This is a genomic window from Streptomyces sporangiiformans (genome assembly GCF_005768555.2).
Taxonomy (GTDB): Bacteria; Actinomycetota; Actinomycetes; order Streptomycetales; family Streptomycetaceae; genus Streptomyces; species Streptomyces sporangiiformans.
On record NZ_VCHX02000180.1, the window covers coordinates 41,711 to 55,287 of the forward strand.

The following is a 13,577-nucleotide window of genomic DNA, read 5'->3' on the forward strand; positions in this document are numbered from 1 at the left end:
GCTGTGAAGTCGTACGTGGCGGTCGACCTCGGCGCGTCCAGCGGGCGCGTCATGGTCGGCCGCCTGGGGCCGGACTCGCTCGACCTCACCGAGGCGCACCGCTTTCCGAACCGGCCGGTGCGCACCCCCGAGGGGCTGCGGTGGGACATTCTGTCGCTGTACGCGGGCGTCCTCGACGGGCTACGCGCGGCCGGGCAGGCCGACTCCGTGGGGATCGACAGCTGGGCCGTGGACTACGGGCTGCTGGACGCGGACGGCGCGCTGCTCGGCAACCCGGTGCACTATCGCGACGCCCGCACCGAGGGTGTCGCGGAGAAGGTGTGGGCGACGGTCCCGGCGGACGAGCTGTACGCGCGGACGGGTCTTCAGTACGCGCCCTTCAACACGCTGTACCAGCTGGCGGCGGCCCGCTCGTCGGCGCAACTCGCACATGCCGAGCGGCTGTTGCTGATTCCTGACCTGCTGTCGTACTGGCTCACGGGTAGGGCGGGCACGGAGCTCACCAACGCCTCGACGACCCAGCTGATCGATCCGCGCACCCGCGACTGGTCGTACGACGTCACGTCGCGGCTGGGTATCGATCTGACGCTGTTCGCGCCGCTGCGGCGGCCCGGGGATCCGGCGGGCCTGCTCCGTCCGGAGGTGCTGGAGGAGACCGGGCTGACCGGCCCGGTCCCGGTGACCACGGTCGGTTCGCACGACACGGCGTCCGCGGTCGCCGCCGTCCCGGCCACCGGCGGCGAGCGCTTCGCGTACATCTGCACCGGCACCTGGTCGCTGGCGGGCCTCGAACTGGACGCGCCCGTCCTGACCGAGGCGAGCCGGGCGGCCAACTTCACCAATGAGCTGGGGCTGGACGGCACGGTCCGTTATCTCCGCAACATCATGGGGCTGTGGCTGCTGCAGGAGTGCGTACGGTCCTGGGGGAACCCGGACCTGGCCACGCTGCTCGGCGAGGCGGCCGACGTGCCGCCGCTGCGGTCCGTCGTGGACGCCGGGGACGCCGCGTTCCTGGCTCCCGGCCGGATGCCCGCGCGGATCGCCGACGCGTGCCGGGACGCGGGCCTCCCCGTGCCCGAGTCCCCCGCCGAGGTCACCCGCTGCATCCTCGACTCGCTCGCCCTCGCCCACCGCCGGGCCATCACCGAGGCCCAGGCCCTCGCCGACCGCCCCGTCGACGTCGTCCATATCGTCGGCGGCGGCACCCGCAACGCCCTGCTGTGCCAGCTCACGGCCGACGCGTGCGGACTGCCGGTCGTGGCGGGCCCGCCGGAGGCCGCCGCCCTCGGCAACGTCCTGGTCCAGGCCCGGGCCGACGGCCTGGTCGGTGACCGTGCGGCGATGCGTGAACTGCTGGCTCGTACGCAGCCGCTGACGCGGTACGAGCCGCGGGGCTCCACCGCCGTCTGGCAGGCGGCCGAAGAACGGCTCGCCCGGCAGTGAGGCGCGCGCCGGGGCGGGACAGCGCGGGAGGCCGCGGCGCGTGACGTCTCCCGTCCCGCGCACGTCCCGCGTACCCTGCATCCATCCGATGTCCGATCACGAGGAGCCGCGATGCGTGTCGCCCTGTTCCTGACCTGTGTCAACGACACGCTGTATCCCCAAACCGGGCGCGCCGTGGTGAAACTGCTGACCAGACTGGGCGTCGACGTCGACTTCCCGATGGGCCAGACCTGCTGCGGGCAGGCACACTACAACACCGGCTATCGCCATGAGGCGGAGCCGCTGGCTGAGCATTTCTCCGATGTATTCGGCGAGTACGAGGCGATCGTGACGCCGTCCGGATCGTGCGGCGCGATGGTGCGGGAGCTGTATCCGCGGATGGGTGAGCGGGCGCGCGCGGAGGGTCGCGGTGACACGCTCGCGCGCACGCTCGCTCCGGTCGTGCCCAAGACGTACGAGCTCACGGAGTTCCTGGTGGACGTCCTGGGTGTGACGGACGTGGGCGCGTACTACCCGCACACCGTCACGTACCACCCGACCTGTCACGGCCTGCGCTCTCTGGGGCTCGGCGACCGGCCGCTGCGACTCCTCAAGGCGGTCAAGGGACTTGAGCTCCGGGAGCTGCCCGGGGCCGACGAATGCTGTGGCTTCGGCGGCACGTTCGCCGTGAAGAACTCCGATGTCTCGGCGGCGATGGGGGCCGACAAGGTACGCAACGCCGAGTCGACGGGCGCGGACGCGCTGTGTGCCGCGGACAACTCCTGTCTGATGCACATCGGCGGCACGATGGCCCGCCTCAGGACGGGTATGCGGCCGGTGCACATCGCGGAGATCCTGGCGAGCACGGAAGAGGAGCCCCTGGGCATGAGCGGGAGCACGGCAGAGGAGTCGAAGGCATGAGCGGCACCTTCGTGGGCATGCCGGCCTTCCCGAAGGCCGCGCACGACGCCGTCCACAACGAGACCCTGCGCGGCAATCTGCGGCACGCCACACACACCATCCGCGCCAAGCGCGCCACCGCGGTGGCGGAGGTGTCCGACTGGGCGGAGCTGCGCGAGGCGGGCAAGCAGATCAAGGACCACACACTGCGTCATCTCGACCGCTATCTGGTGCAGTTGGAGGAGTCGGTCACGGCGGCCGGCGGGATCGTCCACTGGGCCGCCGACGCCGACGAGGCGAACCGGATCGTCGCGGATCTGGTCAGGATGACCGGTGAGACCGAGGTCGTGAAGGTCAAGTCCATGGCCACGCAGGAGATCGGCCTCAACGAAGCGCTGGAGGCCGAGGGCATCCACGCGTACGAGACTGATCTGGCCGAGCTCATCGTGCAGTTGGGCAAGGACCGGCCCTCGCACATCCTCGTCCCGGCGATCCACCGCAACCGCGGCGAGATCCGCGACATCTTCCGCTCCGAGATGGGCGAGTGGGGCCGCCCGGCTCCCGAGGGCCTCACCGACACCCCGGCCGAACTCGCCGAGGCGGCCCGTCTGCACCTGCGTGAGAAGTTCCTGCGCGCCAAGGTCGGCATCTCCGGCGCCAACTTCATGGTCGCCGAGACCGGAACCCTGGTGGTCGTCGAGTCCGAGGGCAACGGCCGTATGTGCCTCACCCTCCCCGAGACCCTCATCTCGGTCGTCGGCATCGAGAAGATCGTGCCCACCTGGCAGGATCTGGAGGTCTTCCTCCAGACGCTCCCCCGCTCCTCGACGGCCGAGCGGATGAACCCGTACACCTCCATGTGGACGGGTACGACGGACTCCGAGACGGCTGACGGGCCGAGCACCTTCCACCTGGTCCTCATCGACAACGGCCGCACCGACACGCTCGCCGACCAGGTCGGACGCCAGGCCCTTCGCTGCATCCGCTGCTCGGCGTGTCTCAACGTCTGCCCGGTGTACGAGCGGGCGGGCGGCCACGCCTACGGCTCGGTCTACCCGGGCCCGATCGGCGCCATCCTCAGCCCTCAACTCCGGGGCACAGCAAGCGAGATCGACGCCTCACTGCCGTACGCGTCGTCGCTGTGCGGCGCCTGCTACGACGTGTGCCCGGTGGCGATCGACATCCCGGAGGTGCTGGTGCATCTGCGGGAGCGGGTCGTCCAGGGGGGTGTGGTGACCCAGGGGGGCAACAAGGTCAAGCTGAAACCCGCCAAGGGACACGCCGCCGAACGGGCCGCGATGCGCGCGGCGAGCTGGGCGTTCCGTCACCCGGGCGCCCTGCGCACCGGCCAGCGGCTGGCCTCGCGCAGCCGCCGCTTCCATCCCCGTACGCTGCCGGGCCCGGGCAAGGCGTGGAGCGGGAGCCGCGATCTGCCGGTGGTGCCGGCGGAACCGTTCCGGGACTGGTGGCAGCGTACGAACGGCGGAAAGGACACCGGCAAGTGAGCAGCAGGGACCTGGTCCTGGGCCGCGTACGGCGCGCGCTCTCCGACGTACAACGGGACGACACGCCCTACGAGCAGGCGGTTCAGCGGGGCTATCTCCGCGAACACGGCGAGCGGAGCGTCGAGGAGACGGTGGATCTGCTGGCCGAGAACCTGGCGGACTACCGGGCGATCGTCCACCGCTGCGCGGACGAGGAGTTGTCGGAGCTGCTCATGCGACTCCTGGCCGAGCGGGGCTCTCAGACCGTGCTGGTCCCGCCCGGGCTGCCTTCGTACTGGCTCGAGGCGGCCGACCCGACGCGCGTGCAGGATCGTGGCGCGAGCACCGCCCACGAACTGGACCGCGTCGACAGTGTGATCACCGGCTGCGCGGTCGCCGTCGCCGAGACCGGCACGATCGTCCTCGACGGCTCCCCAGACCAGGGCCGCCGCCGGATCACCCTCGTTCCCGACCATCACATCTGCGTCGTACGGGTTCCGGAGCAGGTCGTGTCGTCCGTCCCCCAGGCCCTGGTGCGCATCGACCCGACACGCCCGCTGACCTGGATCTCCGGCCCCTCCGCCACCAGCGACATCGAGCTCGACCGGGTCGAGGGGGTGCACGGTCCGCGCACCCTGGAGGTGGTGCTGGTGAGGGGGCGGGCCGGCGCGGAGGTCGCGCCGTAGGGAACGGGTGTGGCGCGTATCGGCGGCTCGTCCAGGGGGCGTTGAACGGACATCGCGTGTGTCCCGTACTTCACGGGAACACCGGGCCGGCCCGTGGCCCGCGGCTCATCCGTCGCGGAACAGCGGGCCGACCCCGTTTGCCGTGCCAAGGAGGAACCCGACGGATGTCCGCACACCGCACCGCCGCCCTCGTCGGAGTGGCTCCGCTTCTGCTCACGGTGTGGGCCGCCGCGCCCGCCACCGCGCACGGGGCACCGACGAATCCGGTCAGCCGGGTGGTGGCCTGCTCCCCGGGCGGGCAACAGGCGAAGAGCGCGGCCTGCGAGGCGGCCGTCGCCTCCGGGGTCGCCGCCTTCGACAACCTGCGCCTCGCCGATGTCGGAGGCCGGGACCGGCAGGTCGTCCCCGACGGCGAGCTGTGCAGCGGGGGCCTCGACGCCTACCGGGGTCTCGACCTCGCCCGTGCCGACTGGCCCGCGACGAAGCTGTCCGCCGGGGCGGACCTGACGCTCACGTACCGGTCGACGATTCCGCACACGGGCACCTTCAAGCTGTTCCTCACGAAGGACGGTTACGACCCCACGAAGCCGCTCAAGTGGTCGGACCTGCCGTCGCGGCCCTTCGCGACCGTCACCGACCCGTCGCTCGTGAACGGCTCCTACCGCATCAAGGCGAAGCTGCCCTCCGACCGGACCGGTCGCCATCTGCTCTACACGATCTGGCAGAACACGAGCACGCCTGACACGTACTACTCCTGCTCCGACGTCGTCTTCCCGGGCGGGAAGGACGGGGCGGCGGCCGAGGACGAGTCCGGCGCCGCAGGCGGGGGCGGGACGGGCGCCGGTCCCGCGAACGACAAGCCGGGTGCCCAGGGCCGGGCGGATGCCACCAGCACTCCGACGAAGTCCTCGACGAACGTGACCGGCACGCCCGCGGGCGACTCCCCTTCCGACGTCACCAGCGCGCCCGGTGAGGCGGTGGCCTCCGACAGCTCCGACGACGGCAGTACAGCCCTGCCCCTCGTGGCGGGCGGCGCGGCGGGGCTCCTCATCACGGCGGGCGCGGCCTTCACCTTGCGTCGACATCGCTGAGTACGGAACCACCGGCATGTGCCGTACGTTCGGAAGATCACGCGACCGACCACGTACGCCGCCCTCCGGCTCTATGTTGGGTGGCAACAGCCCGGCCAACTCGGAGATGCTCCATGCCTCATGACGTTCCGTTGATCAATAGCAGCGTGCCGCACTCGGCGCGCATCTGGAACTACTGGCTGGGTGGCAAGGACTGCTACGAGATCGACCGCGAGGTCGGTGACCAGATCCGTGAGCTGAACCCGGAGATCGTCCACATCGCCCGCGCCCAGCGGGCGTTCCTCAAGCGCGCGGTCACGTATCTGGCCGGTGAGGTCGGTATCCGCCAGTTCCTCGACGTCGGTACCGGACTGCCCACGTTCGACAACACCCACGAGGTCGCCCAGCGGATCAGACCCGAGGCGCGGATCGTGTACGTCGACCACGACCCCATCGTGCTGGCCCACGCCACGGCGCTCCTCACCAGCACCCCCGAGGGCGCCACCGACTACATCGACGCCGACCTGCGCGACCCGGCCGCGATCCTGCAAGGTGCCGCCCGGATGCTGGACTTCGACCAGCCCATCGCGCTGATGCTGCTCGGTATCGCCGCCCATGTGCCCGACGACAGCGCCTACGGGATCGTCCAGCGCCTGGTGGATGCCCTGCCGTCCGGCAGTTACCTCGTGTTCTGCGACAGCACCGAGGTGTTCCATCCCCAGGAGATGCGCGCCATGGTCGCGCAGTGGAACCAGGCCAGCGACAATCCCCGCGTCAACCGCAGTCCCGAGCAGCTCGCCCGCTTCTTCGACGGCCTCGAACTCCTCGAGCCCGGCCTGGTGTCCGTCGCCCAGTGGCGCCCTGCGCAGTCCGAGTCCGGCACGGCCGTCGAGGACGAGCCCGAGTCGGAGGACGAGCTGCGGAAAGCGGAGGTCGACCCTCAGGAGGTGGACAGCTTCGGCGGCGTCGCGCACAAGGCCTAGGCGTTGTAGACCTGAGGGTTGCAGGCCTGCGGATCATCGGGTGCGGCGGCGCTGTTCAGCGTCGCCGCACCCGTCGTCTCGGCGGCTCCCGCCGGCGCCGCGACGGCAGCGGCGGCACCGGCGCCGAGCCCGGGGAAGGTGATCCCCGGGCAGGAGACGGAGACCCCGGTGCTGGTGCGGGGCATCCGGGAGCAGGCCCCGGCCACGGGCGGCGCGGCGGGTGCGGCCCGCACCTACCTGGAAGCAGAGGCACGGGGCGTGCCCGTCCTCGGCGGCCGGCACGTGGCTGGACTCGACGACCGGCATCACCGACGTGGTGACCCGCACCCGGCCGACGGGCCGGTGCGGCTGACCTCACGGAGCAACAGGAACAGGGCTGGTGGCCTGCCGGGTGAAACACCCTGCAGGCCACCGGCTTTTGCGCCAGGACCCAAGTCCCACTTGGTGGTCCCCTGCCCAACACCGAGCATGCGCAATGTCTTGACGTGTTCATTTCCGTCATAAACCATGCCTTCAACCCGATTGGTTCTGGTTGTTTCTGTTCGCCTCTGTGTTGCGGAAGGAAATGCCGTTGTCCAGCAGACATCGCCTCGTCCGGGCGTTGGTGTCAGCAGTTCCCCCCGTGCTCTGCGCGGGTCTCGTCACCGCGCCCGCCGCCACCGCGGAACCGCCGCCACAGACGCCGCGGAGCGCGGTCACGGTGCGGATCGATCCGTCCTACCAGCAGCAGGAGTTCGAGGGATGGGGGACGAGCCTCGTCTGGTTCGCCAACGCCACGGGCGACTACCCGGACCCCATCCGCAAGAAGCTCGTCGACATGCTGTTCGGCAAGGACGGTCTCGGCCTCAACATCGCGCGCTACAACATCGGCGGCGGCAACGCCCCTGACGTCCGCAAGGACTACATGAAGGCGGGCGCGACGATGGACGGCTTCTGGAAGGCCCCCGAGGGGACCACTCAGAAGGAACAGGACTGGTGGGACCCCGAGAACCCCGACCACTGGGACTGGAACGCCGACGCGGGCCAGCGCTGGTGGGTGGACCAGGTCAAGAAGAAGGTCACCCGCTGGGAGGCGTTCAGCAACTCGCCGCCGTGGTTCCAGACGGTCAGCGGGTACGTCTCCGGAGGTTTCGACGCGAGTACCGACCAGATCCGGGCCGACCGCGTCGACGACTTCGCCGCCTATCTGGTGCGTGTGACCGAGCAGTTGGAGAAGAAACACCGCATCAAGTTCGACACCATCGCCCCGCTCAACGAGCCGAACACGCCGTACTGGGGCACCCAGCTCGGACCGGACGGCCAGCCCACGGGCGGCCGCCAGGAGGGCGCGCACGCCGGACCGGAGCTTCAGCAGAAGGTGGTCCTGGCACTCCGCGAGGCGCTCGAGGGAAAGACCACGACCCACGCCGAGGTCTCCGCGATGGACGAGACCAATCCCGGCATCTTCACCCAGAACTGGAACGCCTACGGCTCCCCGGCGCGGGCCGCCGTCGATCAGCTCAACGTCCACACCTACGGCACGGGCATGCGTACCAGCGCGCGCGACATCGCCAAGGGCGCCGACAAGAAGCTGTGGATGAGCGAGGTCGAGGGCACGTGGGGCACCGGCACCGACTTCACCAGCATGGAACCGGGGCTCGGGATCGCCACCCGCATGGTCGATGACATGCGTGAACTGGAGCCGTCGGCCTGGGTGTTCTGGCAGCCCGTCGAGGACGCGATACCGCAGGCCGCGGCGGGCAAGAACTGGGGCAGCATCCACGTCCCGTTCAACTGCGAAGCAGAGGACACGCTCGAGACCTGTCCGATCCGGACCAACTCGAAGTTCAACACCATCCGGAACTTCACCCACCACATCCGCCCCGGCGATCACTTCGTGAAGGTCAGCGACCCGTCCAGCGTCGCCGCGGTGAAGAAGTCCGGCCACGCGGCAACGGTGGTGCATGTGAACGACGGCGCCTCCTCGCGCACCGTGACCCTCGACCTCTCGCGCTTCGGCATGGTGACGCGGAAGGCCACCGTGACACCCGTGGTGACGAGCGCGGACGGCGCACTCGTCCGGGGGACGCCGGTCCGTGTCACCGGACGGTCGGCCACGCTGTCCGTGCCCGCGAAATCGGTCACGACCTTCCTGGTCAAGGGCGTCAGCGGTGTCGCGAAGGACGCCGCACTCGTACAGCCCGGCCACGTCTACCGGCTGCAGGGGGCACAGAGCGGCAAGTCGCTGGCCCCGTCGGACGACGGGAGCGGAGTCGTCATCCGCACGACCGACCCCGGCAGCGCGCGGCAGTTGTGGTCCGTGAAGAAGCTGACCTCCGGTGACGACAACCGCGAGCGCTACGCCCTCATCAACGCCACGACCGGCAAGCGACTCACCGTACGCGACAACGCAGCCGTCCTCGAGGACCCGGAAGACGGTCCGGCCGGCGACACCGCCCAATGGATCATGTCGACGACCGGCGACGGCACCTGGACGTTCGTCAACGCCGCCACCGGCCGCCTGATCGACGTCACCGGGCAGTCCTCCACGGACGGCGCCAAGGTGGCCACGTACACCCCGACCTCGGCGGCGAACCAGCGCTGGGCCGTGACCGACGAGACGGTGCTGCGCACCGAGACGGCCGAGGCGTTCACCGTCCCCGGCCTGGCCCCGAAGCTTCCCGATACGGTGACGCCGGTCTTCCGGGACGGCGCGCGAGGCTCGCTCCCCGTGATGTGGAAGCTGCCCTCGGACCGGAAGTGGCGCGACCCCGGGACGGTACGGGTCACGGGCCGGGCGACGGATCCGCTCGGGCGGCAGATTCCCGCGAAGGCGGTCGTCACCGTCGACACGATCGCCTCGGCCCTCCCCGGTCGCGCCAAGACCTATGTGGGCGGAACGCCGGAACTGCCGCGAACGGTCGTCGGTGTCGGGAAGAACGGCGGCAGGGCGGATCTGCCGGTGACCTGGGACCGGGCACCTGACGGAGCGTTCGACAAGGCCGGGGTGGTGACCCTGCACGGCACGGCGAAGATCGTCGACGGAAGTACGGTCGACGCGAGCGTACGCGTGCAGGTCACCGAACCGGCGCAGACCAATATCGCGCCCGACGACGATGTCTCGGTCGACGCCACGTTCACCGAAAGCGGATACTCCGCGGAGCGGCTGCGCAACGGCAACCTGTCCGAGAAGGCCTGGTCCAACTGGAAGCCGGGGAACACCAAGAACCCGTCCGACACCGTCACGTTCACGTTGCCGGCGGCACGCGATCTGGACCGGGTCGTGGCGCACTTCCACCGCGACGGGAGCACGGCCTCCTTCCCCGCGAGCCTGAAGGTGCAGGTACGGGCGGCCGGCGACGGTGCCTGGGTCGACGCGAGCGACGCCGTCGAGGTCGGGGCCGAGGGCACGCCGGTGGTCGACGTCCCGCTGACGGCGGGGCCGACGACCGGAGTGCGTGTGGTCATGACCGCCCGTCCGGGCGGCTACATCACCATGAGCGAGATCGAGGTGTTCGCCAAGAGCCCCGGGGCCTCCTCCGACGCCGCGGCCGCGTCGATCGAGGTCGCCGGCGTGCCGGTCGCCTCGTTCGACCCCGACACGGCCACCTACCGGGTCGTCACCGAGGATCCGAAACGGAGCAAGGTCACGGCGACAGCACGTGACCCCTATGCGGCCGTGGCGATCGACCGGGCCGACGAGTCCGGCCGGACGGTGACCGTCGTCTCCGTGACCAGTGAGGACGGGTCACAGAAACGGCGGTACCAGATCGAACTCGTGCGGCGCTGAGCCGGCATCGGGGAGGGGAGCCGCAGCAGTTGGCTCCCCTCCCCGGACTTTTCTCCGGACCAGCCGTCGGCTCGGCAACCGGCATCTGAGCCTTTGCCGACCCCTTGACGTGTCAGCGACAACGATGGCTTGATGGCGTAATGGGAGCGCTCCCACCTCGTTCGGAGAAGGGAACATGATGCGCAGCACCCCCCGCTTACGCTTACGGATCATTCCGGCTCTCACCTTTCTGGCCACCCTGCTCGCCGCGCTCCTGATCATGGGAGCAACCCTCGCGCCGCGCGCCGCGGCCGCACCGGCGGCGGAGCCCCCGGCGACACAGGCAGCCGAGTCGGCGGCGGCACCGGCAACTGAGCGTGCAGCAGCGGCGGCCGCCATACGCATCATGCCGCTGGGCGATTCGATCACCGGCTCGCCTGGCTGCTGGCGGGCGGTGCTGTGGAACCGGCTGCAGAGCGCCGGATACACGGACATCGACTTCGTCGGCACCCTCGGCCCTCAGGGCTGCGGACAGCCGCACGACGGTGACAACGAGGGCCACGGCGGCGAGTTGGTGACCGACGTGGCGGACCGGAACCTGCTCCCCGGCAGGCTGGCCGCCACCCATCCCGACATCGTTGTCATGCACTTCGGCACGAACGACGTATGGAGCAGCATCGCCCCCGACCGCATCCTCGCCGCCTACACCAAGCTGGTGGCACAGATGCGGGCCGACAACCCGGACATGAAGATCCTCGTCGCGCAGCTCATCCCGCTGAACCCCAGCAGTTGTACGGGCTGCGCGCAGCGCGTCGTCGACTTCAACGCGCGGATCCCCGACTGGGCCCGCGCCACGAGCACGAGCCGCTCCCCGGTGACCGTGGTGGACCAGTGGACGGGCTTCAACACGGCCACCGACACCTACGACGGCGTGCACCCCTCCGCCTCCGGCGACGACAAGATCGCCGCCCGCTGGTATCCGCCTCTGGCCGCCCTCCTCGAGGCGGGCCCGCCGGGAGATCCCGGCGATCCCGGTGACCCGGGTGGCGGTCAGCCCGCCTGCACCGTCTCCTTCCGGGCCGTCTCCTCCTGGCAGGGCGGCTATCAGGGCGAGGTGACGGTGAGCAACACGTCCGCCGCTTCCGTCTCGGGCTGGACCGTGACGGTCGTACCGGCCGACGGCGCACGCCTCAGCCAGGTCTGGAACGGCACCCTCACCACGGCCGCCGACGGCTCCGCCGCCGTCACCAACGCGACGTGGAACGGCACCCTGGCGCCCGGAGCGAGCGCCGCCTTCGGCTTCATCACCGCGGCTCCGGCCACGGCCGGTACCCCGTCGGCGACCGTCAAGTGCACGGCGACGGCTGCGGCCGCCGCTGTCTCCTCCCCCTGAGCCCCGGCGCGGACAGGGGCCAACGCCCCTTCCAGCGTGGGTCGTTCAGCATCGCCCTTCAGCATCGCTCACTCAGCGTCGCCCGTTCCGTTTCGCCGGTTCCGTGCCGCCCGTTCGAGCCCCGTCCCCTCGCTTCCTGCCCCCGCCCCGCCCCGAACGCTTTCCCTCCCCCGTTTCCGTCCTCTCCTGGAGCCGCCATGAGATCCCGTCCCCCCACCCGTATCCGTACTCGTCCCCGTACCCCCGCCGTCCCACGGGTGGCAGCCGTCGCCGCAGCCCTCCTGGGGCTCCTCCTCCCCCTGCTCGCCTTCGGCACACCGGCCGCCGCGGCGGCGACCGGCTTCCGTATCGAGAACGGCCGGTTGACGGAGGCGTCCGGGAACGACTTCGTGATGCGCGGCGTCAACCACGCGCACACCTGGTATCCGGACCGCATGAGCTCCCTCGCCCACATCAAGGCCAAGGGAGCCAACACCGTACGTGTGGTCCTCTCCAGCGGTGACCGCTGGACCCGCAATGACACCGCCGATGTGGCGAACGTCGTCGCCCAGTGCAAGCAGAACCGGCTCATCTGCGTCCTGGAAGTCCACGACACCACGGGCTACGGCGAACAGAGCGGCGCCGTCACCCTCTCCCGCGCCGCCGACTACTGGATCAGCGTGCAGAGCGCGCTGACCGGCCAGGAGAACTACGTCATCGTCAACCTCGGCAACGAGCCCTACGGCAACAACAACTACGCAAGCTGGACGGCTGACACCAAGGCCGCCATCCAGAAGCTCCGTAACGCCGGATTCGACCACACCCTCATGGTGGACGCACCCAACTGGGGCCAGGACTGGGCGTTCACCATGCGCGACAACGCGGCCTCGGTCTTCGCCGCCGACCCGGACGCCAACACCGTCTTCTCCATCCACATGTACGGCGTCTTCGACACGGCCGCGGAGATCAGCGACTACCTGAACCGCTTTGTCGCCGCCAAACTCCCCCTCGTCATAGGCGAGTTCGGACACGACCACTCCGACGGCAATCCCGACGAGGACGCCATCCTGGCCGCCGCCCAGCAGCTCGGCCTCGGCTACCTCGGCTGGTCCTGGAGCGGCAACGGCGGCGGGGTCGAATACCTGGACATGGTCACGAACTTCGACCCGAACCAGCTCACCACCTGGGGTCAGCGGCTCTTCAACGGCGCGAACGGCATCGCCGCCACCTCCGAAGAGGCTGACATCTACTCCTCCGGCGGCCAGGACACCACTCCCCCGACCACCCCCGGGACACCGGCCGCCTCGGCGGTGACCTCCTCGTCCGTCACCCTGAACTGGACCGCGGCCACCGACGCGACCGGCGTCACGGGCTATGACGTCGTCCGCGTCAGCGGCGGAGACGAAACCGTGGTCACCACGACCGCCCGCACCTCCGCCAACCTCACCGGCCTCGGCCCGTCCACCTCGTACACCTTCGCCGTCTACGCCCGCGACGCCGCCGGCAACCGATCCGGGCGCTCCGGGACAGTGGCGGTCACCACGTCCTCCGGCGGATCGCAGGCGGCCTGCGGCATCGGCTACCGGGTGACGAACCAGTGGACGGGCGGGTTCCAGGGCGAGATCGTCATCCGCAACACCGGCAGTTCCGCGATCAATGGCTGGAGTCTGCGCTGGACCTTCCCCGACAGCCAGCGCATCACCAACCTGTGGGGCGGCACCGCGACCCAGACCGGCGCCGAGGTGAACGTCAGCTCCGCCTCGTACACCGCGGCGATCCCCGCGGGGGGCTCCGTCACCCTCGGCTTCACGGCCAACCGGTCGACCGCGAACCCCAGCCCCACCGCCTTCACCCTCAACGGCTCCACCTGCTCCCTGACCTGAGGACCGGCCGGCGTCACGAACCGCGTACT

General features: G+C 70.3%; 10 protein-coding genes. 9 read left to right on the forward strand and 1 reads right to left on the reverse strand.

The window, feature by feature from the left end; translation table 11 throughout:
• The first annotated feature begins 3 nt into the window (after positions 1 to 3).
• From FGD71_RS32680 to FGD71_RS32705, 6 genes are all read left to right on the forward strand, one after another.
• Positions 4 to 1,443, forward strand: a complete 1,440-nt coding sequence (locus FGD71_RS32680) for a rhamnulokinase (RefSeq protein ID WP_119104178.1) — start codon at positions 4 to 6, stop codon at positions 1,441 to 1,443.
• A 111-nt stretch (positions 1,444 to 1,554) separates the two neighbouring features.
• Positions 1,555 to 2,343 carry a (Fe-S)-binding protein gene (locus FGD71_RS32685; RefSeq protein WP_119104179.1) on the forward strand — a complete coding sequence of 263 codons (789 nt, stop codon included), beginning with the start codon at positions 1,555 to 1,557 and terminating at the stop codon, positions 2,341 to 2,343.
• Complete coding sequence (locus FGD71_RS32690) at positions 2,340 to 3,827, forward strand: LutB/LldF family L-lactate oxidation iron-sulfur protein (RefSeq protein WP_119104180.1); 1,488 nt, start codon at positions 2,340 to 2,342, stop codon at positions 3,825 to 3,827. Before FGD71_RS32685 ends, FGD71_RS32690 begins: the two co-directional genes overlap by 4 nt.
• Positions 3,824 to 4,492 carry a LutC/YkgG family protein gene (locus tag FGD71_RS32695; protein ID WP_119104181.1) on the forward strand — a complete coding sequence of 223 codons (669 nt, stop codon included), beginning with the start codon at positions 3,824 to 3,826 and terminating at the stop codon, positions 4,490 to 4,492. The genes FGD71_RS32690 and FGD71_RS32695 overlap by 4 nt, the downstream gene beginning before the upstream one ends.
• Before the next feature lie 164 nt (positions 4,493 to 4,656).
• Entirely contained in the window at positions 4,657 to 5,583 is a 927-nt protein-coding gene (locus tag FGD71_RS32700) for a lytic polysaccharide monooxygenase auxiliary activity family 9 protein (protein ID WP_119104182.1), read from the forward strand.
• Positions 5,584 to 5,696: 113 nt separating this feature from the next.
• Positions 5,697 to 6,545 (forward strand): SAM-dependent methyltransferase, encoded by an 849-nt coding sequence (locus FGD71_RS32705; protein ID WP_162931291.1) that lies wholly within the window; start codon positions 5,697 to 5,699, stop codon positions 6,543 to 6,545.
• Here FGD71_RS32705 and FGD71_RS47620 read toward each other — a convergent pair.
• Positions 6,542 to 6,730: a hypothetical protein gene (locus FGD71_RS47620; RefSeq protein WP_162931292.1), complete on the reverse strand. Its 189-nt coding sequence runs from the start codon at positions 6,728 to 6,730 to the stop codon at positions 6,542 to 6,544. The genes FGD71_RS32705 and FGD71_RS47620 overlap by 4 nt on opposite strands.
• A 380-nt stretch (positions 6,731 to 7,110) precedes the next feature.
• Between FGD71_RS47620 and FGD71_RS32715 the strand changes: the two genes are divergently transcribed.
• From FGD71_RS32715 to FGD71_RS32725, 3 genes are all read left to right on the forward strand, one after another.
• Positions 7,111 to 10,314 (forward strand): glycoside hydrolase, encoded by a 3,204-nt coding sequence (locus FGD71_RS32715; RefSeq protein WP_119104184.1) that lies wholly within the window; start codon positions 7,111 to 7,113, stop codon positions 10,312 to 10,314.
• A gap of 178 nt (positions 10,315 to 10,492) precedes the next feature.
• The gene (locus FGD71_RS32720) at positions 10,493 to 11,686 is read left to right on the forward strand and encodes a GDSL-type esterase/lipase family protein (RefSeq protein ID WP_119104185.1); all 1,194 of its coding nucleotides are present in this window, start codon (positions 10,493 to 10,495) and stop codon (positions 11,684 to 11,686) included.
• Positions 11,687 to 11,883: 197 nt separating this feature from the next.
• Positions 11,884 to 13,548 carry a cellulase family glycosylhydrolase gene (locus FGD71_RS32725; RefSeq protein WP_119104186.1) on the forward strand — a complete coding sequence of 555 codons (1,665 nt, stop codon included), beginning with the start codon at positions 11,884 to 11,886 and terminating at the stop codon, positions 13,546 to 13,548.
• Positions 13,549 to 13,577 lie beyond the last annotated feature (29 nt).

Coding starts and splice junctions, on each gene's coding strand:
- FGD71_RS32685 (WP_119104179.1), top strand. CDS start 1,555: ATGCGTGTCGCCCTGTTCCTGACCTGTGTCAACGACACGCTGTATCCC.
- FGD71_RS32690 (WP_119104180.1), top strand. CDS start 2,340: ATGAGCGGCACCTTCGTGGGCATGCCGGCCTTCCCGAAGGCCGCGCAC.
- FGD71_RS32700 (WP_119104182.1), top strand. CDS start 4,657: ATGTCCGCACACCGCACCGCCGCCCTCGTCGGAGTGGCTCCGCTTCTG.
- FGD71_RS32705 (WP_162931291.1), top strand. CDS start 5,697: ATGCCTCATGACGTTCCGTTGATCAATAGCAGCGTGCCGCACTCGGCG.
- FGD71_RS47620 (WP_162931292.1), bottom strand. CDS start 6,730: ATGCCCCGCACCAGCACCGGGGTCTCCGTCTCCTGCCCGGGGATCACC.
- FGD71_RS32715 (WP_119104184.1), top strand. CDS start 7,111: ATGCCGTTGTCCAGCAGACATCGCCTCGTCCGGGCGTTGGTGTCAGCA.
- FGD71_RS32720 (WP_119104185.1), top strand. CDS start 10,493: ATGCGCAGCACCCCCCGCTTACGCTTACGGATCATTCCGGCTCTCACC.
- FGD71_RS32725 (WP_119104186.1), top strand. CDS start 11,884: ATGAGATCCCGTCCCCCCACCCGTATCCGTACTCGTCCCCGTACCCCC.